This is a genomic window from Rickettsia asiatica (assembly GCF_007989425.1).
GTDB classification, from domain to species: domain Bacteria; phylum Pseudomonadota; class Alphaproteobacteria; order Rickettsiales; family Rickettsiaceae; genus Rickettsia; species Rickettsia helvetica.
Genome location: NZ_AP019563.1, coordinates 837,361 through 857,680, shown reverse-complemented (window position 1 = coordinate 857,680; position 20,320 = coordinate 837,361). Strand labels below are relative to the sequence as shown.

Genomic DNA, 20,320 nt, shown 5'->3' with positions numbered 1-20,320 from the left:
GACGTGGCAATCTCATAAAACAGTACAAAATTCCTGGGATTGCCACGCTCTCTACGTTCGCTCGCAATGACGATTAAACAAAACCATCAGGAGTGAAGTAACTTATGCAAAATGAAATAAAAAAAGTTTGTGTTATTGGTTCAGGGATTGCGGCTTTAATTGCTAATTCCTCTCATAAAGTAGTGCTACTTGATATTATCGCTAAAGATTCCGATGATCCTAATAAAATAGTAAAAAATGCCGTAGAAAATTTGCATAAACAAAAACCTCCTCCTTTGTCTTTTCCAGATAAAGTAAATTTCATTACCATCGGTAATTTAGAACATGATTTGGATTTAATTAAAGAATGTGAGCTAGTTATTGAAGTTATTGTCGAGAAGTTAGAAATCAAACACCAATTATATAATAAGATTATCTCTTATCTTAAAGAAGATACAATTATTGCTTCTAATACCTCTACATTACCTCTTAAAAGGCTCAAAGAAAATTTACCGGATAATATTTATGATATTGATGCTGCTATGAAGCTTGGTTATAGCTGGAAATACGGTCCTTTTGAGTTATTGACTATAAGCGGCTAAAGACGGCTGGGAATTTGTAGCTAAAAATGCCGGTGTAGTGCATATCCCACTTCCGCAATATTTAGCCAATAAAGAATATCAAAAAATTGATAAACAAAAATTTAATTCTCACCAAGATATTTTATAAGAAAGTCAGATAGTATTAGAAAACGATTCTGCAAAGCTAATAAATTATCGTGAGAATTTAATTTTTGTGATTACTACAAAAATGAATTGTTTAAATCATAATGTGTTTTACTTACTTCAAGAAGCGGTAAGTAAAGCCGAAAATGATGGTAAGAATCTTTATATTTATCCGCAAGGAAATAATTTTTCTGCCGGTGCGGATTTAAAGCTTCTTCTTTCCTATATTGAAGACGACAATTTTCATGATCTAGAAAATTTATTAAAAGTTGGGCAACAAACTGTGTTGCACTTAAAATATTCGGGGACTCATATTGTTAGTTGTGCCAAAGGAGTAGCACTTAGAGGCGGGTGTGAGCTGCTATTGCACTCAAGCTATATTGTAGCAAATCAGGAACTTAACACAGGACTTGTAGAACTTGGTGTCGGTTTAATTCCCAGCTGGGGTGGTGTTACCGAAATGTTTGTACGAAGTAACGGTGATAAAACTAAACTAATTAGAAATATCAGAAATATTATAGAGCAGAATAAATCAAGCTCAGCTGATTATTTTAAAGCAGATTATGAAGTAGAGAATATGCAAGTAAATATGAACAAGCATTATATTTTAGATGAAGCTTTAAAATTAAACCTATCTAAAAAGATAGTATAGCTTAATCCATTAAGATCTTGATACTAAATTTTTGGAATGCCTTATTATATTAAATATTAAAGATTACCCTCACTGTAAAGACCTTAGTGAAATAGGCTGTACCTACTCCTCATAAAATTACTTTGCCTATGTTGTTATTAGAAAGATAAAGCTCCGTTAAAGAGTTATTAGCTTTAAGTGTTCTAGCTAGTTCCCTTGCACCTTGCTCGCCTATGTCTCCCCCTCCAAGAGCAAGCATCGTACCACCCTTTCTTAAACTATCTGCTTTATCCTTTAATCCTCTTTTGTCTAGAAATTCTATTAGTTCTTTCATATCTTTATCCTTATTAAATTCTATAAATTTTAATATTTTATTAAAAATGAGCTTATAGACAGAATCATAATAAGGAGTTTTAAGAATGCAATAGAAATTTAACTAGACATATGAATAAATGAGTAGAAGTTGATTTAAAGAATTTATGAGTATATAAAGAATTAAAGGAAATAATAAGAAGTTTTAATAAATAGTAATAATTATAATCTATAATTTAGTACATTAGTTAATTATTTTAAACAATCAGTGACTACATTTGAAGTAATGGGAATCTCATTAGCAATTGAGGCTGTGCCTGCTTCATTTAAAAACAATGAACCTCTCTAGTTGCCGACGTTTAACCAAGCCTTGCAGTTTAATACCGCCTTTAACATGCACCCATCGCAGTAACGCGTTAGCGGCGTTTGCGTATTCGCCTCGGTTTAACTTTTGCCGCAATATTGATGCTTGAAACTTCCCACTGCCACAATTAAAGATGAACGAAATTAAGGCAGCTTATTGCTTAATTAAATTATCAATATTTCTTTTTTATAAGGTGATAAATTTACTATTTAGAAGAAAGAGAGAAGCTGCTTAGTTTAGAGACTTGGTGGCAGAAAATAGTTTAAGAGTGATAGACCTAATACAAATAGCTGCAAATGCATACCAAACTTTCAAAAGTTCGACAATTATAGAAAAACGCAATTTAGTAAATTTAGTATTTGCTAACCAAACATTAAAACCTGAAAAGCTTGACTTTATGTTGCATCCGCCGTTTGATATGTTTGTAGAAATACCAAAAAATGAAGAATGGCGCACCCGAGAGGAGTCGAACCCCTAACCTTATGATCCGTAGTCATATACTCTATCCAATTGAGCTACGGGTGCTAAGCTTCAAGTAAATTTAGTGCTTAATTTCTAAGTCTTATTTCTTGTTGCTAACATACGAAGAAGCATATATAAAAGCATAGCATTTGTCAAGAAACATAGAGTGTTCTTATATTTTTCTAAATAATAAAATATAAGAAATTACAATTAATAGTTTGAATTATCATATTATATATTGTATATAGAGGTTCATAAATTAACATGAGAAAAAAATGAATAAAATAAAATTAATTATAATTTACTTACTTTGTATTAATATGACTGCACAAGCAGACAATCATATCGGAAAGTGCTAAAAAAAATTTAGAGGTAATTAACTCTTTAAATGTTAAGGAAAAGTGGTAGAAAGGTAATGTAATAAATTGTAAGTCAGGAGAAACTTTATTAGAAGAAACGGAAAAATATAACTCTCCTAAGTTAAAGCGTTTGAATCATTGCAGTTGTTTTGCGTATGCTGTTAGTGTAGCCTTAGGTCTTCCAAATAAGTCTCTACTTCCTCATCCTGAAAGCGATAAAGAAATTTATACCTACTTTATCAAATAAGCAAGCTGAGTGGCTTGAAACAGACGGAATAAAGAACGGATGGAATTTTGTTAAAGCAGGAAATCATGATGATAGTTTTATTCAAGCACAAAAGTTTGCTAATCAAGGATATTTTGTTGTATCCGTATATAAAAATGCTAATCCAAAAAGAGCAGGGCCATATTGCCGTTGTAGTACCAAGTAGTAAGGATATAGAGAAAATAAAAAATGAAGGACCGGACACGGCTCAAGTCGGTAATATTAATTTTTCCTGTAGCTCTTTGAAAAAGGGTTTTAGGAATAAAAAAGATGCATTTAAAAACAACGAAATAAAATTTTATTATTATAAAATATAACAGAGATCAGTAAGGTAACCGGACAATTTTTATTCTATGTCATTCCTAGCTAGAAGCAGGAATCCAGTGCTTAAAGCTTTTTTAAAAGTTTTACCTTTAAAAAAACGATATAATAAGAAAATCTTTAAAATCAAGATTTTTTAGCCTGGATCCCTGCTTTCGCACATGGGTGTCAACTTAAGCGAAATATTACTCAATGTCATCCCGTGAATAAATCACGGGATCCAAGAAAATGTAGAAATAACTTGTGCTTTAAGTTATTTTTCTGGATACCGTGGTCAAGCCACGGTATGACACCTCTCTTAAGTTGACATTCATGTGCCTTCGCAAGGATGACATCGAGGGCTTTTCAAAAACTGTCCGGTACTATGACAGCATAGGTGAACCTTACAAAATTTGAGTCAATATCTTATCGGTTGAAGAAAATTATCTTTCATGTTGTTTTGAACTATTTTTTTAAAAAAAGGAGTAGATTTTGGAGATTATATAGAGCTTTGAGTGATTGGATAATTTTTAAAAGTTTGTTGCATTTTTTTGATTTGTTCTATAGTTTTAGGTAAATTTCGAGACGGTTGACTTAAAACTTCTTTAATGTTAGTTTTTTCAGCTTTATTAATTATAGACTTATTATCTTGATTAGGCTTAGTATTAATAAACGTTTTAACTGCCAGTTTTTCTACTTTTTCAGCTAAATATTCTTCTTTATCTTGTCCTTTAGTTGTTGTAATAATTCGATCAAGAATTGAAAGTTTTGTTGTTTTATGAAGATGTTTTAATGAATCAACCACTTTATTCTTTATGTTCCTCCAAATATTTTATATCTAATTTAGATAAAGCATTTTGATATTGCTTAGTTTGAGTATCGGTAATGGAAGGATTGGTTTGTTTTAAACCCTTAAATATTTTCTCATTGAGTATTAATCTATCATTCACCTCTTTAAGTTTATTATCTACTGCTTTAGTAAAATTCTCTATATTTTCCGGTGTTAGTTTATTTTTATCTAAAGTTGTTATTTCATAATTATAACCATCTTCAGCTTTAAAATTAAATTTAAGATTACCAAAAGCTTTTGCTATTTCAGGTCTAATTATATTTACTACTAGCTGATCTTTAAGCCCATTATTTCCGTTTATAACTATATCTTCATATAATTTGTCGGATATATATATAATATTGTTAACCAAATTTTTTTCTCGCCCATATTCATTTGAGCGACTTGACCGTTTATTAATTCTATTAAACTATTATTTAATGCTGTTAACAAGTTAATTTAAATTAAACTAAGTTAAATATCATTAAATTTTTACTTAAAAAGCACGGAAGAATATTTTAGAGAGATTTTTGGGAGGGAAGAGGTATTATTGTGTGGATCGTTTTATGTCATTCCCGCGTGGCATTATTGCGTGGATCGATTTTCCGTTGTCATCCCGCGACTTGATCGCGAGATCCAGCTTAAAATACTAATAATTTAGTATTTTAAATTGTTTTTATGGACCCCATGGTCAAGCCACGGGGTGACACAGTGGATTTTACTGGTCCACGCAACAATACTTTCCTGCGGAAGCGGGAATCCAGAAAAAAGCGAAATTATTTGAGCTTTTAATATGAAAAATTAAATATATTTGTATCTTTTAGTTACTGGATTCCCGCGAAAGCGGGAATGACACCGATTCATGCAACAACGCCCCTGTTTTGCAGGAATGACATAATCAGCTTTTTTAGTTATTAGCTATTTTAGAGATTTATGCAACAGCATCTACCCATGCAATTTCCATGCTACCGGTTAGATCTACTGGAGTTACTTCGCTGTAGCTTGGTAAGTTATCATAAATAAGATTTCCACAACACCTGCGGCTGCATTGAATATACCAGCTGCATCGTGATATGCGAACTCTGCTGCATTTTCCGGTGAAGCTACAACTGCTGCTGTGACAAAGGTTGCCATAACAGCTATAGGATAGTGATAAATAGCACTCGCAGCTGTACCTACTACAGTTTTTACAACTTCAGGCATAACGAGACCAAATGCATGTCCGGTCATTAACTTCAGCGGCAAATTCTTTGTAAGCACAGAGTCCAAGAATACCTTGAACAGCTGTTTTAGCAGCGTAAGTAGCATAAGCTTCCGCAGCTTGCAGCAACTGTTGTGGCGTCTGCAAAATGTTTTGTAGCACTTGCAAAGTAGTTATATGTTGCTTCAGAAACTTTTACTCCTGCATATGTAGTCGAATTATTTACTACTTTTTCAGGTGATATGTTATTAGAAACTGTATTTTTTGAAAATAGATAGCTAAACATAATTTTTCCCCTTTAAAAATTTTGATTAAATTTAATTTTTACTTAAAAAAGTAATAATCAATTAATATATTCCTAACTGAATATTATAATGCGTTATTGATAGTTTCTTTTTTGTCTTAAGTGCATTATACACTAATAGACTGTCACATGTCAAGGGAAAATATTAAATAATTCTTAAAAAATTAATAAATTTTTTACTGTAGTACCTAATAAACATATTCTATCATTGACCGTCTATCTTATATGTGATTATGTCTATACTATTCTAAAAAATATTATATGTAATGATGTTATTTAAAATAAATCCTGAATGGATATTGAATTTTAGAAGTGAAATGTTAACTAGCTGGTTTAAAATATTTCCTTTTTTCGCTAGTGATTATTTTTACATTACAATTATTGCGATTGCCTACTGGTTAAATCCAAGAAATAGATTATTTTTGGATTTAGGCTGGCTTATATCATTTGCAACATTATTGAATGTTATTATTTAAAAGGCTTTTTCTATTCCTCGCCCGCTTAGTACATTACATATGTTACCTATTAATGATGGATCATTTGGTTTCCCTAGTGGAGATGTACAGGTGGCTACTGTTTTCTTTATGATAATATTTTTATCATTTAATTCAAAAACGTTAAAAATAATATCTATCGCAATGATTATTAATATTATGCTTTCACGCCTATATCTTGGAGTACATAGTATATATGATGTTATAGGCGGTATGATTTTTGGAGTGTTAATTATTTTAGTTTATAGAAGTAATTTTATGCCAGCACAAATAAGTAGATGGGAAAATAGTGCTAAATCTTATTATTGTACATTGGCTTTTGTGATAGGTATATGTTTCTTTTTATGGAAAGACAATCCTTGTCCCTTACTGCTTTTATTACCAATAGGAACTTTAGTGGGTTATGGTATCGTATATATTTGCTTTAAATATAATTCTGATTTGATCTTAAATAATGCTCAAAAAACTATAGGTATAATTATTAGTTTTACTATGTTATTCTTTTTTTATAAAACTTTTCCTATAATAAAAAATTCAATAATATTATTGAATTTTACACTTTTGCTTAAATTTGCTTTATTACCTGTTTTAATTTATATTTTACTTCCTATGATACAAAGAGAACTAAAAAATAGATTAAATTTCCTTCACAAAATCCAATGTACTGATTTAGAACCATCCGCAGGGTAGTCTAATATATCAAGTATTGACAAAGTACTTACATTATTTATAATAAATTAAACATTGAAAATGGTTGTGTGATGAGTATTAAACTAGATTCTTATGAACAAGATATTGAAAATAATTTTGAAAAGCAGCAAAAAATTGATGATCCGGCTCTCATTGCATTATTTCAAAAGTCTGCAAAAGCACATCTTAATAAAAAGCGGTCTATTACTATTAGAATTGCAGAACATGACATAGAAGCAATAAAAATTAAAGCTTCTAAGCATGGTTTGCCTTATCAAACCTATCTTAATATGCTAATTCATTCAGACGCTACTAAACTCTAAATACCATGATCAAATTTAGATATAATCATGAAAAGAACGCTAAATTATTATTTGAACGAAATATAGGCTTTGAAGAAATAATACAGTCGATTGCTGATGGTAATTTATTAGCTATTAAATTACATCATAATCAAGAGAAATATAAAGGTCAGAAAATTTTATACGTTAGAATGATTGATCAAGTATATGCTGTGCCATGTGTAGAAGAAGACGAAAATACTGTTTTCCTTAAGACTTTGTTTCTTAGTAGAAAAGCAAAAAAAGAATTTTTAAAAAAATAAGAAATAATATATGACCTTTATAGAAGAATTTATAAACAAAGGATATTTTCATCAATGTACCGATTTAGATCGGTTAACAAGTATAATGAAAGAAACAAAAATAGCTGCTTATATAGGTTTTGATTGTACTGCTACATCGCTTCACATCGGTAGTTTAATGCAGATAATGATCCTGCGATTGCTTCAGCAGCACGGACATAAGCCTATTGTAATTATCGGCGGCGGTACGAGTAAAATCGGTGATCCTACTTGGAAAGACGAAGCACGTAAAATTTTAAGCAAAGAAGATATAGCTAAAAATGCTGAAGGTATAAAAAAGTCATTGTCAAAGTTTATCAAGTTCGGTGACGGTAAAAGTGATGCTATTATGCTGGATAATGCAGAGTGGTTAGATTCCCTTAATTATCTAGATTTCCTACGGGATTTCGGTAGCTATTTCTCGGTAAACCGCATGCTGACTATGGATTCAGTAAGGCTAAGGCTTGAGCGTGAGCAGCATTTAAGCTTCTTAGAATTTAACTATATGTTGCTGCAAGCCTATGATTTTTACTATTTAAGCAAGCATTATAATTGCAGCTTGCAACTTGGCGGTAGCGATCAATGGGGCAATATCGTAATGGGAGCGGATTTAATCCGTAAAATAAGCGGTAAAGAAGTATTCGGTATGACGACGCCGCTACTTATGACTAGCTCAGGTGCTAAAATGGGTAAAACTGCTGCGGGAGCAGTATGGCTTAATGAAGATCTACTAAGCCCGTATGATTATTACCAATATTGGCGTAACTGCGAGGATGCTGACGTAATTAGATTTGCTAAATTATATAGTGAGCTAACTTCTGAAGAGCTTAATAAATTTGAGAGCTTAGCGGCTGAAGATATTAATGCAGCTAAAAAGCAACTAGCTTATGAGTTAACCAAGCTTTGTCATTCAGAGCAAGCAGCAAAATCAGCTCTAGAAACTGCAGTAAAGATATTTGAACAAGGAGAAATCGATGAAAATCTGCATACAGTCGTTTTAGAACCGGAAATATTACAATCAGGAATTAGTGCATATGAGTTATTTCACGAAGCAGGTCTTGCTAGCTCTAAGTCAGAAGCACGCAAACTTATAAGAGGAAAGGGAGCTAAGATAAATGATGAGTTAGTTGCAGATGAGAATATGATAATTAATACTACTTTTTTACTCGATAAAAATGTTATAAAGCTCTCTGCCGGTAAAAAAAGACATATATTAGTTAGGGTTTAAGCGGTAATTCTTGAAAATTAAATCACTATATGCTAAATTGAAACTATAAAATTCAATTAGATAGGTATAGATATGTTTCAGCGTTCTATAGAAGAAGTAGTAGAGCAATATGCTCAGTTTTTTCCGGTAGTCGGTATTACCGGTCCTAGACAATCAGGAAAAACGACTCTAGCTAAAATGTTATTCCCTCATTTACCTTATGTGTCGTTAGAAGATTTAGATATTAGAATGCAAGCGAAAGAAGATATGCGTGTATTTTTATCTAAATATTATGATGGAGCTATTTTTGATGAAGTGCAGCATGTACCTGAGCTATTATCTTATTTACAAGGGGTAGTAGATGACTCACCTCAAAAAGGAAGATATGTAATTACCGGTTCTCAGAACTTTGCCCTTAATCATAAGATAACTCAATCTCTTGCAGGGCGTGTGGGTATGGTTACTTTATTGCCTCTTAGCTTAGCTGAAATTCAAAAAATAGAAAATCCTTTAACTTCTATATTTAAAGGGGGATACCCTTCTTTACATAGTTTAAATATACCAACAATTCGTTTTTACCAAAGCTATATTCAGACTTATATTGAACGAGATGTACGGCAACTAAAAAATATCGGTGATTTAAATCAATTTCATAATTTTTTAAAGTTATGTGCCGGTAGAATAGGGCAGATTATAAGTTTTTCATCTTTGGCCCAAGATTGCGGTATTTCACATACTACGGCTAGGCAGTGGCTTAACATACTTGAAGCGAGCTATATTATTTTTTTTCTTCAGCCATTTTATAAAAATTTTAACAAGCGACTTATAAAGATGCCGAAATTATACTTTTACGATACCGGTCTTGCTTGTAATTTGTTAGGACTTGAACAAGATAAACAATTAGAAACTCATTACCTAAAAGGAGCATTATATGAAAATTTAGTTATATTAGAGCTTTTAAAAGGTAGATTAAATTTAGGATTACCGGCGAATTTTTATTTTTGGCGAGATAAAACAGGTCATGAAATAGATTGTATTGGTGAGTGGGGAGGTAAGATCAAAGCGATAGAGATTAAATTTAATTCCACTTTGCAGAAAGATTTTATTAAGAATCTAACCTATTTTTCTAAATTTGATCCTAATATTGAAAATTATTTAGTTTATAATGGAACACAAGACGGTAGCTTTTTAAATACTAATTTAATTCCATTAGAAAGAATTAGCCAGATATTAAAATGACTAAAATAAGGCTTGATGAATATTTGCTGCAAAAAGGTTTTGTAACAAATATTACCATAGCACGAAGCTTGATTATTCAAGGTAAAGTACATAACAAACATGAGCAGTTAATTAAGCCCGGGATGCAGGTTAATATAAATGATACCGACATTAAGGTAAAGCTACCGAAGCATAATTATGTTTCAAGAGGGGCATTAAAATTAATTGCTGCTTTGGATTATTTTAAAATTGATCCTGAAAATTTAGTTTGTATTGATATAGGTAGTAGCACCGGTGGTTTTACCGAAGTATTACTTGAGCGTAAAGCAAAATTAATTTTTACCGTAGATGTCGGTTATGGCGAACTTCATCCTAAATTACGGGGCAATCCACAAATTAAAGTGTTTGAGAAGACTAATGCACGATATTTAACCGATAAACAAATAACAACGAAGCCTGATTTAATTGTTTGTGATGCCAGTTTTATTAGTTTAACTACTATATTACCGACTCCACTAAATTTAGCTAAAGAAGATTGCATGCTTATTGCTTTAATAAAGCCGCAGTTTGAGGTCGAAAAGCATGAAGTAGAGCAGGGAGGAATTATTAAAAATCCTCTCTTACATCAAAAAGTATGCGATAAAATCAAAGATTGGCTTGAGAAAGAGCATAATTTTAAAATATTTGGTATAATAGAAAGTCCAATACTAGGGGCTAAAGGGAATAAAGAGTTTTTAATAGCGGGACATTTTAAGCCTTGATAATTAAATAAGAATGACATAAGTATTCAGTAACACTTAATACTTTATGTTTATGAGATATGATCTTTTAGATAAAAAAAAAGAAGAAACTAGATGATTTGCGTCCATTAAGTTCTGAATTAACTAAAAACTTAGAGGAATGGTTTAAAGTAGAATTAACTTATACAAGTAATGCTATCGAAGGAAATACTTTATCCCGCAAGGAGACTGCTATAGTTATTGAAAAGGGTTTAACTATAGGAGGTAAAGCATTAGTAGAACATTTAGAAGCTATGAACCATGCAAAAGCTCTAGATATGATCCACAAACTTGCTAAAAAGAAATATTACGAAATCACCGAAAAAGATATTTTGGCAATACATCAGCAATTCTACATGGTATTGATGACTATAATGCAGGTCATTATAGAAATGTATCCGTACGTATTTCAGGCTCTAGTGTGATAATGCCTAATCCTGCAAAAGTACCCTTATTAATGACGGATTTTATAAGTTGGTTAAATGGAGGTAAAAATATTCATCCAGTTGAGCTTGCAGAGGAAGCTCATTATAGACTCATAACAATTCATCCGTTTTCAGATGGAAACGGTCGCACTGCACGTCTATTAATGAATTTAATTTTAATTATAGAAGGCTATCCACCTGCAATTATAAGACCTCAAGAACGATTGCCTTATATTACGTCTTTAGAAACTGCACAGCTTGGCGGTTCAAAAGAAAAATATCAAAAGATTATTTATAACGCAGCTAACCGTTCACTTGATATTTACTTAAAGGCAATAATGGGCAAAGAGCCGTCAGATATTGAAAAATCAGAAAGATTAATGAAAATTGGGGAACTAGCTAAAGCCGTTAACGAAAATGTTTCCACAATCCGCTTTTGGACTAAGGCAGGGTTGCTTGAAATTGCCGATATTACCGATTCAAATTATCAACTTTATTCTAAAGAAGCACTTGAGCGATGCAAAAAAATTCAACAATTGAAAAAACAGAGACTAACTATAAACGAGATTAAAGATAAATTATAAGAATATTTTAAAATAATCTAATTGTGGTTTTTTGGTATTGCTATAAAAATATAAAGTTAAATATTGCTTATATATTCTAATTAGTGTATTTTCGTTACGGATAAGCATTATAAAAATTATAGATAGGTGGGTTTATCCCACCTTTTTTGTTATAAATATCAAATATGCAAACTATTGAACAACAAATAACAAATGTAATAGAAGAATCCTTGACGGATATGGGATTTGAGTTAGTTCTTGTTAAGTTTAAAGGTGTTAACCCTAAAGTAGTCGAGATATTGATTGATAGCTTAAACAGCGAAAAAGTATCTGTGGAAGATTGTACTAAAGCAAGCAGGACTATCTCCACTATTCTAGATGTTGAAGATTTAATAGAAGACGCATATTCTTTAGAGGTAGCATCAAGCGGTCTTGAACGTCCGTTAGTAAAGTTTGAAAATTATAATAGATTTTTAGGAAGAGAAGTTAAAATCAAACTTAAAGAATTATTGAACGGCAAAACTCGTTATCAGGGTAAAATAATTAAAGCCGAAAATAATAAAATATATTTAAAATGTGAAGAACAAGAAGTACTAATTGATTATGATTTAATTAAAAATGCTAATCTAGTTTTAACTGAAGAAGTATTTAGAAATCTTCACAGAACCTAAAGCAATAAGAGATAATGTATGTCTAATATAGGTAATGTAGAAATTTTACAAATTATAGATTCTGTAGCTCGTGAGAAAGGAATATCAAAAGAAATTTTGATTTCAACAGTTGAACAAGCGGTACAAGTAGCAGGACGAAAAAAATACGGTAATGAATATAATATTAAAGCTCAGATAAATAGGAAAACCGGTGAGATAAATCTTTTAAGGATCTTAAAAATAGTAGAAAATGTAGAAGATTACTTAACGCAAATCTCACTTGAAGAAGCTTTAATAAAGAATTCGGAAGCTAAAATCGGTGATGAGATATATGAATATTTACCGCCGATTGATCATGCTAGAGTATCGGCTCAAGCTGCAAAACAAGTTATAACTCAACGTGTTATAGAAGCTGAACGTGAAAAACAATATCATGACTTTAAAGATAGAAAAGGCGAAATTATAAACGGGATAGTTAAGAGAATAGAATACGGTGATATAATAGTTGACTTGAGTCGTGCTGAAGCAATAATAAAAAAAGATCAATTAATTAAGGGTGAGAATTTTAAACCTAATGATCGTATAAAAGCATATGTACAGGATGTAAGGCAAGAAACAAAAGGACCGCAGATTTTCTTGTCGAGAGTAGATAACCAAATGCTGGTTAAGCTATTTAAGCTAGAAGTACCTGAAATGCTTGAAGATATTATTCAAATAAAATCAGTAGCACGTGATCCCGGTTCAAAAGCAAAAATAGCGGTATTTGCTTCGGATAGTAGTATAGATCCCGTAGGTTCATGCATAGGTATTAAAGGTAATAGAGTAAAAGCCGTAACAAATGAGTTAAACGGAGAGAAAATTGATATAGTATTATGGAGTAATGATCTTGCACAGTTTATAGTTAATGCTCTTGCACCGCTTGCACCCGGGGAAATCGCAAAAATTTTGATTGATGAGGATAGGCATAAGGTAGAAGTAGTAGTTTTGCAAGAAAATCAAAGTATTGCAATAGGTAGAAGAGGGCAGAACGTTCGTTTAGCTTCTAAGCTTACAGGTTGGAATATCGATATAATGACCGAAGAGCAAGAATCAAAAAGAAGAAATGAAGAGTTCTTAACTTCTACGGAATTATTTATGGAAGCTTTAGATGTTGAAGAAGTTATAGGTCAGCTTTTATCAGTAACGGGATTTAATTCAGTAGAACAAATTGCCGGTAGTGAGATTAGTACTTTAACAAGAATTGAAGGCTTTGAGGAAGAACTTGCCGTAGAGATCAAAAATCGAGCTATTAATTACGTCGACCTTAAAAATGAAAAGATTATCAAAAAGCTAGAGGAGCTGGGAGTTGAGCAAGAATTAATAGATATATTAGAATTACCGCTTGAATTAATATTAAAATTTGCTGAATATGGTATAAAGACCATAGAAGATTTAGGAGAGATGAGCGTAAATGAATTTAAAAATTTAGCTCCAAATTCTAATATAACGGACGAAAATATTAAATTGCTGATTAAAACTGCTAGACAGCATGGTGAATTAAAGGATAGTTAGAGGATGGGAATGTATGTCGTTCCTAGCTAAAAGCAATATTGTTGCATGGATACTAAATCGTCATTGTGAGCAGCCGTAGGCTGCGTGGCAATCTAGAAAATAATTAAAAAAATTCTGTAAATCAGAATTTTTACTAGATTGCTTCGTCAATTGCTATGCAATTTCCTCGCAATGACGAAAAAAAACTGATCCACGCAACAACACTTCTGCGGGAATGACATAATAAGTAGTAGATGGAAAAAACAGAAACACAAAGGTTTTAAATATGACGGATAACCAGGAAATCAAACCCAAAAAGTTGACACTTGGCAATTCAAAATTATCGCTTAATAAGTCTTTTGACTCTCTTACAGGAGCTCAAAGCTTTGTTAATGCTAAATCTAAAACGCTAGTAGAAGTTAGGAAAAGCTCTACCGGTAGTACTACTACCCTTTCATTAAATAAAGAAAGAAATAGCTTAGATCAAACTGTGATTGATGCTAATAAGGAAGAATTTAACAGACGTTTATCTATTCTTAAAAAAGCTGCTGAGCAATCTAAATTAAATGACCTTTCACAAATAAGCACTTTAAGTAAACTTGCAAGTATTAACCAGTCTGCTAACTCAAAAATAGAACTGCTAGAAACTGATAAAGAAGTTGAACAAAAACAGCAAAATACTGAAGAAAATAAAGTAGAAGTTAGAGCTAAAATCGTTCAAGCTGATGAAGATATACCGTCACAAATACCTAAAAAGAAAGAAGAAACTTTTGTAAAGTCTCTTTTAGTAGGAATGCAAACACGTTACGGTATAGAATCAGAGAAAGAGTTAGATAAAACATCAGGGAGTAAAGTAGTCGCACCAAAGGTTAAGCTAGAAGAACCAAAAAAATTCAAAAAAGCTGATCTTTTCAATATGCTTAGTGACGACGAAAGCGGCAGCGGTAGAACTAGAAGTCTTGCTTCTATAAAAAGAGCTAGAGAAAAAGAAAAACGTAAATTAGTATCACAAGCACCTGAGAAAGTATATAGAGCAGTGACTATACCGGAAGTTATCGGAGTCGGTGATCTTGCAAATGCTATGTCTGAAAGAGTGGCTGGTGTAATTAAAGAATTAATGAAACTCGGTATCCTTGCAAATGCTAGCCAAACAATAGATGCCGATACGGCAGAACTAGTTGCAACAAATTTAGGGCATACGGTAAAAAGAGTTCAAGAATCAGATGTTGAAAATATTTTAATTAGTGATGATAAGGTTGAAAATTTAAGAACACGTGCACCGGTTGTGACGGTAATGGGGCATGTCGATCATGGTAAAACCTCATTGCTTGACGCTCTTAAATCTACAGATATTGCTGCAGGTGAGCTAGGCGGAATTACCCAACATATCGGGGCTTATAGAGTAACTCTTGCAGACGGTAGAGCAATTACTTTTATTGATACTCCCGGGCATGAAGCTTTTTCAGAAATGCGGTCAAGAGGTGCTAAAGTAACGGATATAGTTATTATAGTGGTCGCAGCAGATGATGGAATCAAAACGCAAACGGTTGAGGCAATTAATCATGCGAAAGCAGCGGGCGTTCCTATAATTGTAGCTATTAATAAGATTGATAAGCCTGATATTGATATTGAGCGTGTAAAGAACGAATTATATGTCCACGAAATTATCGGCGAAGAGGCAGGTGGTGACGTTATGGTTATTCCTATCTCAGCACTAAAGAAAATTAACTTAGATAAACTTGAAGAAGCAATTTTATTAATTGCAGAAATGCAGGATTTAAAGGCAAGCCCTTTCGGTTCAGCTGCCGGTGTTGTAATCGAGTCAAAAATTGAAAAAGGAAGAGGAACACTAACCACTATATTAGTTCAGCGAGGTACTTTAAGAAACGGTGATATTATAATAGCCGGTACTTCTTACGGTAAAGTTAAAAAGATGACTAATGATAAGGGGCTAGAAATAGTAGAAGCAACTCCGTCTGTTCCTGTAGAAATTCAAGGTTTAAACGAAGTACCTTTTGCCGGTGATAAATTTAACGTAGTACAAAATGAGAAACAAGCAAAAGATATAGCTGAATATAGAATGCGTCTTGCTAAAGAAAAGAAAATATCTATTGCACCGCGTTCAAGTTTAGAAGATTTGTTTTTAAAAGCTTCCGGTAATAGTAAAATTAAGGAATTACCTTTAATTATTAAAGGTGATGTCCAAGGGTCGGTTGAAGCTATTTCAGGTAGCTTATTAAAATTACCGAGTGATGAGATAAAGCTTCGTATACTTCATAGTGGCATAGGTCCGATAACGGAATCCGATGTATCTCTTGCACATGCTTCTTCGGCTATTATTGTCGGCTTTAACGTTAGAGCAGGGGCAAATGCTTTAACTGCTGCAGAAAAAGAAAAAGTCGATATTAGATATTATAGTATAATATATAATTTAATTGATGACATAAAAACCATTATGAGCGGTATGCTTGATCCGATCGTTAGAGAGCAATATATCGGAAGTATAGAAATTAGACAAATATTCAATATTACCAAAGTCGGCAAAATCGCTGGTAGCTATGTAACTAAAGGGATTATTAAGAAAGGAGCGGGCGTACGCTTATTACGTGATAATGTAGTCATTCATGAAGGAAAACTCAAAACTTTAAAACGCTTTAAAGATGAAGTTAAAGAAGTTAGAGAAGGATATGAGTGTGGTATAGCATTTGAAAATTACGAAGATATTAGAGAAGGAGACACAGTTGAAGTTTTTGAGCTAATTCACGAACAAAGACAATTATAATATACTCGATCAACTTCAAAAATTGGCTACGTCATCCTACAAGTACTGCAGTACTCACATATTAAGTAACGGCTTTCGTTCCTCGTCTTGTGGATTCCTTGCTCTTTTTGAAGTTGCTCTTCGTATATCGGTCTTTATTATATCTTCTCATACTGATATATTTAATCAATTTTAAGTAAAGTATAATAAAAAGTTAATAATTATTAGCCTTTATCTTGACCTCCTCATAATTTCTATTATAATGCAGCGCTGATTATTATAATAAGAAATGAGGAAGAATTATGGCAATAACATCAATTTTTAATAAGTTACAAAATTTAATCACACATAATATTTCTCTAAAGCCAGCCTCATATTCTTGCTAACGATGAATTTGAGTTTATAACTTATCCAACGCAAACTACTAATCAAGAAGAAAATACTGATTTTTTAGCAGCATTAGATAATGCGATTAAGCAGTATGACGAAAAAAGTGCAAGATGTAATAAAAAATAGTAGAAGCTCAAGCTAAATATCCTTTTTTAAATTCTAAAATAGTCTTCCAAGAAGCAGTAAAAGATAAGGTAGATACTCTAGGTATCTCTCAAATCAGATTTACAGATATTTTAAATGAGCTTGATGGTAGCGAAAAAGTAACTAATACATATGAAAGCAAAGGTTTTTTCAGTACATTTAGTTCATCATTAAAAACAGTTTATGATTTTGGAGTAAAGAGTTTTAATATTATAAAAAATACATCTAGTATTCTTTCTTCTAAAGTTGCTGAAACTTTTAATTTTGTGAATAATAAAGTTTTCTCTTATTTAAATAGTAATGCTGAAGAAACATTTAATTTCTTAGATCAACTTAAAACTCTTTCTGATAATGAGTTAGTAGAAGAAATTTTAAACACGCCTGAAAATGAATTAGATGAAGTTTTTGAAAAGATGACATATGAAAAATTGGCAGAATTAATTAATAATATTTCCGATGAGCAAGCACAAAAATTAGTTAATTATATTATGCCTTGGTATCTTGAAAAAGTAATAGATTTAATTACACGAGATAAGTTGGATAAATTATTTAATGAAAACCCTAATAATCTTTCTTTAGAAGAACTTACCGAGCAGGAACTAAAAAAATTATCGAATAAGGATATTTTCAATGCACAACTTGAAAATATAATTATTTTAGCAGGAGAAGAAAAACTTGCAGAAAATTTTGATATTATTCCAAATAAAAATTTAGAAAGAATCATGAGTAATATTTCAAATGATAAGCTAGCAACAATAATTTATCACGCCTCAGATGAAAGTCTAGTAAGAATCGTTGATATTATTGATTCGGATAATCATGATTGATCGGAATTATTAGTTGGGCAAATAATAGCCTTAATACACGATAAGAAGTGTGTAAAGCAAGAAGTAGAATCATATAATGGTAATTTTACTATGAAATTATCAGGTGAAGTATCTGATAGTGATTCCGGGTTGGGTTCTGATTGTGAAGATGATGTAGTATACGTATAATAAAGCTCTTATGTCATTTTGTTGATCACAGGAATCCAGTAAAAATTAATGTTATCTTAGCTAACTTGATTGCGGGATCTCAGGACACAGCCTGTGATACAAGATCCCGTGGTCGTAGCCACGAGATGACAAAAAAATGGATTCCTGCTTTTAGCTAGGAATGACATAATTGATTGCTAGTTTAGCATCAGGAGGGCGTATATATAGCGGTTCGATAGAGCTATTTAACTTTATATCACTTGATAACCTATTAGCAATATATCTACAAATAACCCATGCTTTAACTCGTGCAAAACGCGGCAAGGTTATTATACTCGGTAAATGCATAATTTGATGATATATAAATTCGAGTCCACTACCGCAGCATGCTATATTACCTTTCTCATTTGTAAGCAACTTTATAGCATACTCGAAATCTATCAATAACGGCTCTTCTATTTTTCCTGATTTATGAAAAACTTGCATATAAAGCTGTGAGCGATAAGCGTTTAAAAAGACATATATTTTATCATAATCTTTAACTTGAGTTACGGTTCTAAAGTAAGCATATTCAAAATTACTAACCACTACTGCTTTAATATTTTCCTTGGCAAATAATATACCTTTAGCACTAGCGAGTCCTACTCTAATACCCGTAAAGCTACCGGGTCCGTTAGTTACCGCTAAATAATCTAGATCATCATATGAACATTTAGCTGCTTTCATTACATCTTCTATCATCGGCATTAGATTTTCTGCTTGCATAGAAGGACGTAATTCTTCTATATATGCAAGAATATTCTCATTTGCGGATATTGCCACCGATGCAGTATTATTTGCCGTGTCAAATGCTAGTATTTTCATAGATTATTATTTGAATAAGTCATTATGTGTACCGGTACGTATATAGTGTACCAGGAAATTTTTGAAAAACCCTTATGTCATTCCTGCTTTCGCGGGAATGACATGGAATAAAAAATATCCGATACTATAGTCTTTACCACGTTATGCATAAGTAGTAATTCTTTCTCAAAACGTTTAGTGGAGGTTTGCAGAATCATATTAAATTAAGTTTTTTATACATTTCTTTATATGAAGAATATTTATTAATATTTAAACCTTTTGCTGATTCTTCTAATATTTTTATTGATTCTGCGTTTAATTCTTTTTCCTGTTCTATTTTATGATATATCGCTTCTCTTACAAAATTCATAATAGTATCATTTTTATGTGCAGTGTGAACTTTAAGAAAATGATGTAATTCGTTTGGTATATCTATGCTTAGTCTAGTCATATTACATACTTATTTAAGTAATTACTTAAGTAAGTGTATCATCAAATAAGAAAAATAAAAGTAAAAATATAGCCTCTAAGAATTATTTAAAGTATATTCAATAAAAATTTGGCGTGCTTCAGCCTGTCTATTATTATGAAATAAATATCTATTAAAAAAATAGTTTGTTAGAGTTAAAGCTTGTCTTTTTTCTTCTAATGTAATCTCATTATTATCTGAAAGTAAAAATTTTGGTAACATCAATAATTTATCTTTATAAGGTTTTCCTACTTCATATGATAATGCTCTACCTGATTTAGGTGATACATAGTATAAATCTTGTTTTACATTACTAACGGCACATTTGCTAAGGTCGAGTTTATAACCTGCTATGTCAAGTAAAGCCAGTTCAAAATTAATATAATCACGAAAACAAAAATTCTTTGATAAATTATCTAAATAATTAATTAGAAATGAAAAAAAATTAGAATGCTCTTCTCTTTCATGAAATAACTCTTTGATTAAAGATATAACGGAATTAAAGGCATATAATTTAGCTTTATTTGTGATAAAATAACCAGTGTAAGATTTAATAAGTTCACATTTAGCCATGCCGATATGTTCGTGTAATCTTGCTTGCCAAAGAAAATCTACAATATTACCTTCTTGATATATAAATTTGCTCTTTTTAGAAGATTCCTTTGTAACTCCCGAATATAAACCATGATTTTTAGTAAAAACCGTAATAATAAATGTATTTTCTTTCAAAGGTTTTTTAGCAATTATTACCCCTATATCTTTGATATTCATGGTTTTTTAGTATTAAATTTGCGTCATTGCGAGGGAAATTTACAATAGTAAATTGACGA

At 31.6% G+C, this 20,320-nt stretch carries 24 protein-coding genes, 1 tRNA gene and 1 pseudogene; 16 read left to right on the top strand and 10 right to left on the bottom strand.

From position 1 onward, the window contains the following. The first annotated feature begins 104 nt into the window (after positions 1–104). Entirely contained in the window at positions 105–581 is a 477-nt protein-coding gene (locus RAS_RS09875; protein ID WP_232049151.1) for a 3-hydroxyacyl-CoA dehydrogenase NAD-binding domain-containing protein, read from the top strand. Positions 582–774: 193 nt separating this feature from the next. Further along, positions 775–1,356: an enoyl-CoA hydratase/isomerase family protein gene (locus tag RAS_RS09870; protein ID WP_232049150.1), complete on the top strand. Its 582-nt coding sequence runs from the start codon at positions 775–777 to the stop codon at positions 1,354–1,356. A 109-nt stretch (positions 1,357–1,465) separates the two neighbouring features. Here the strand turns inward: RAS_RS09870 and RAS_RS05010 are convergent, their stop codons facing one another. Together RAS_RS05010 and RAS_RS05005 are read right to left on the bottom strand one after the other, a co-directional pair. Next, entirely contained in the window at positions 1,466–1,669 is a 204-nt protein-coding gene (locus RAS_RS05010) for a hypothetical protein (protein WP_147142921.1), read from the bottom strand. A 300-nt stretch (positions 1,670–1,969) separates the two neighbouring features. Then, positions 1,970–2,155, bottom strand: coding sequence for a glycoside hydrolase family protein (locus RAS_RS05005; protein ID WP_147144064.1), 186 nt, complete (start codon positions 2,153–2,155; stop codon positions 1,970–1,972). A 103-nt stretch (positions 2,156–2,258) separates the two neighbouring features. Here RAS_RS05005 and RAS_RS05000 point away from each other — a divergent pair, with 103 nt between their 5' ends. After that, positions 2,259–2,489, top strand: a complete 231-nt coding sequence (locus RAS_RS05000) for a recombinase RecB (RefSeq protein ID WP_147142918.1) — start codon at positions 2,259–2,261, stop codon at positions 2,487–2,489. Here RAS_RS05000 and RAS_RS04995 read toward each other — a convergent pair. Continuing rightward, positions 2,460–2,536: transfer RNA gene (locus RAS_RS04995), tRNA-Arg, on the bottom strand. The two genes, RAS_RS05000 and RAS_RS04995, sit on opposite strands and share 30 nt — an antisense overlap. Before the next feature lie 677 nt (positions 2,537–3,213). On the opposite strand from RAS_RS04995, the gene RAS_RS09865 reads away from it, so the two are divergent. Next, the gene (locus RAS_RS09865; RefSeq protein ID WP_232049148.1) at positions 3,214–3,414 is read left to right on the top strand and encodes a hypothetical protein; all 201 of its coding nucleotides are present in this window, start codon (positions 3,214–3,216) and stop codon (positions 3,412–3,414) included. Positions 3,415–3,896: 482 nt separating this feature from the next. Here RAS_RS09865 and RAS_RS04985 read toward each other — a convergent pair whose 3' ends face one another. The 4 genes from RAS_RS04985 to RAS_RS04970 all read right to left on the bottom strand — a co-directional run bounded on the left by RAS_RS04985 (position 3,897) and on the right by RAS_RS04970 (position 5,713). Further along, entirely contained in the window at positions 3,897–4,202 is a 306-nt protein-coding gene (locus RAS_RS04985) for a hypothetical protein (protein WP_147142915.1), read from the bottom strand. Between the two features lies 1 nt (position 4,203). Beyond that, a complete protein-coding gene (locus tag RAS_RS04980; protein ID WP_197734668.1) occupies positions 4,204–4,599 on the bottom strand; it encodes a hypothetical protein in 396 nt (131 codons plus the stop codon). 614 nt (positions 4,600–5,213) lie between these two features. Continuing rightward, a complete protein-coding gene (locus RAS_RS04975; protein ID WP_232049147.1) occupies positions 5,214–5,429 on the bottom strand; it encodes a hypothetical protein in 216 nt (71 codons plus the stop codon). 86 nt (positions 5,430–5,515) lie between these two features. Beyond that, on the bottom strand, positions 5,516–5,713 hold the full coding sequence (locus tag RAS_RS04970) for a hypothetical protein (protein WP_232049146.1): 198 nt from the start codon (positions 5,711–5,713) through the stop codon (positions 5,516–5,518). Between the two features lie 533 nt (positions 5,714–6,246). Here RAS_RS04970 and RAS_RS04965 point away from each other — a divergent pair. The 12 genes and pseudogenes from RAS_RS04965 to RAS_RS04910 all read left to right on the top strand — a co-directional run bounded on the left by RAS_RS04965 (position 6,247) and on the right by RAS_RS04910 (position 18,199). Next, the gene (locus tag RAS_RS04965; RefSeq protein ID WP_232049145.1) at positions 6,247–6,915 is read left to right on the top strand and encodes a phosphatase PAP2 family protein; all 669 of its coding nucleotides are present in this window, start codon (positions 6,247–6,249) and stop codon (positions 6,913–6,915) included. Between the two features lie 71 nt (positions 6,916–6,986). Then, the gene (locus RAS_RS04960) at positions 6,987–7,238 is read left to right on the top strand and encodes a CopG family antitoxin (RefSeq protein ID WP_010422161.1); all 252 of its coding nucleotides are present in this window, start codon (positions 6,987–6,989) and stop codon (positions 7,236–7,238) included. Positions 7,239–7,243: 5 nt separating this feature from the next. Then, positions 7,244–7,519 carry a hypothetical protein gene (locus RAS_RS04955; protein ID WP_147142912.1) on the top strand — a complete coding sequence of 92 codons (276 nt, stop codon included), beginning with the start codon at positions 7,244–7,246 and terminating at the stop codon, positions 7,517–7,519. A 10-nt stretch (positions 7,520–7,529) separates the two neighbouring features. After that, positions 7,530–8,765: a tyrosine--tRNA ligase gene (gene tyrS / locus RAS_RS04950; RefSeq protein ID WP_147142908.1), complete on the top strand. Its 1,236-nt coding sequence runs from the start codon at positions 7,530–7,532 to the stop codon at positions 8,763–8,765. 72 nt (positions 8,766–8,837) lie between these two features. After that, positions 8,838–9,983, top strand: coding sequence for an ATP-binding protein (locus tag RAS_RS04945; RefSeq protein ID WP_147142905.1), 1,146 nt, complete (start codon positions 8,838–8,840; stop codon positions 9,981–9,983). Further along, positions 9,980–10,723 (top strand): TlyA family RNA methyltransferase, encoded by a 744-nt coding sequence (locus RAS_RS04940; protein WP_147142902.1) that lies wholly within the window; start codon positions 9,980–9,982, stop codon positions 10,721–10,723. The genes RAS_RS04945 and RAS_RS04940 overlap by 4 nt, the downstream gene beginning before the upstream one ends. A gap of 98 nt (positions 10,724–10,821) precedes the next feature. After that, positions 10,822–11,166, top strand: coding sequence for a Fic family protein (locus RAS_RS09860; RefSeq protein WP_232049144.1), 345 nt, complete (start codon positions 10,822–10,824; stop codon positions 11,164–11,166). After that, positions 11,091–11,750 carry a Fic family protein gene (locus RAS_RS09855; RefSeq protein WP_332094819.1) on the top strand — a complete coding sequence of 220 codons (660 nt, stop codon included), beginning with the start codon at positions 11,091–11,093 and terminating at the stop codon, positions 11,748–11,750. The genes RAS_RS09860 and RAS_RS09855 overlap by 76 nt, the downstream gene beginning before the upstream one ends. Positions 11,751–11,914: 164 nt before the next feature. Next, complete coding sequence (gene rimP / locus RAS_RS04930; protein WP_147142899.1) at positions 11,915–12,400, top strand: ribosome maturation factor RimP; 486 nt, start codon at positions 11,915–11,917, stop codon at positions 12,398–12,400. An 18-nt stretch (positions 12,401–12,418) separates the two neighbouring features. Further along, positions 12,419–13,930: a transcription termination factor NusA gene (nusA, locus tag RAS_RS04925; protein WP_147142896.1), complete on the top strand. Its 1,512-nt coding sequence runs from the start codon at positions 12,419–12,421 to the stop codon at positions 13,928–13,930. A 265-nt stretch (positions 13,931–14,195) separates the two neighbouring features. Further along, positions 14,196–16,691, top strand: coding sequence for a translation initiation factor IF-2 (gene infB / locus RAS_RS04920; protein WP_147142893.1), 2,496 nt, complete (start codon positions 14,196–14,198; stop codon positions 16,689–16,691). 281 nt (positions 16,692–16,972) lie between these two features. Then, a pseudogene (locus tag RAS_RS04910) lies at positions 16,973–18,199 on the top strand (hypothetical protein). 150 nt (positions 18,200–18,349) lie between these two features. Here RAS_RS04910 and tsaB read toward each other — a convergent pair. The 3 genes from tsaB to recO all read right to left on the bottom strand — a co-directional run bounded on the left by tsaB (position 18,350) and on the right by recO (position 20,261). Next, positions 18,350–19,042: a tRNA (adenosine(37)-N6)-threonylcarbamoyltransferase complex dimerization subunit type 1 TsaB gene (gene tsaB / locus RAS_RS04905; protein WP_147142889.1), complete on the bottom strand. Its 693-nt coding sequence runs from the start codon at positions 19,040–19,042 to the stop codon at positions 18,350–18,352. A gap of 193 nt (positions 19,043–19,235) precedes the next feature. Beyond that, positions 19,236–19,472, bottom strand: coding sequence for a hypothetical protein (locus tag RAS_RS04900; RefSeq protein WP_010422183.1), 237 nt, complete (start codon positions 19,470–19,472; stop codon positions 19,236–19,238). Between the two features lie 75 nt (positions 19,473–19,547). After that, the gene (recO, locus tag RAS_RS04895) at positions 19,548–20,261 is read right to left on the bottom strand and encodes a DNA repair protein RecO (RefSeq protein ID WP_147142886.1); all 714 of its coding nucleotides are present in this window, start codon (positions 20,259–20,261) and stop codon (positions 19,548–19,550) included. Positions 20,262–20,320: the final 59 nt, after the last annotated feature.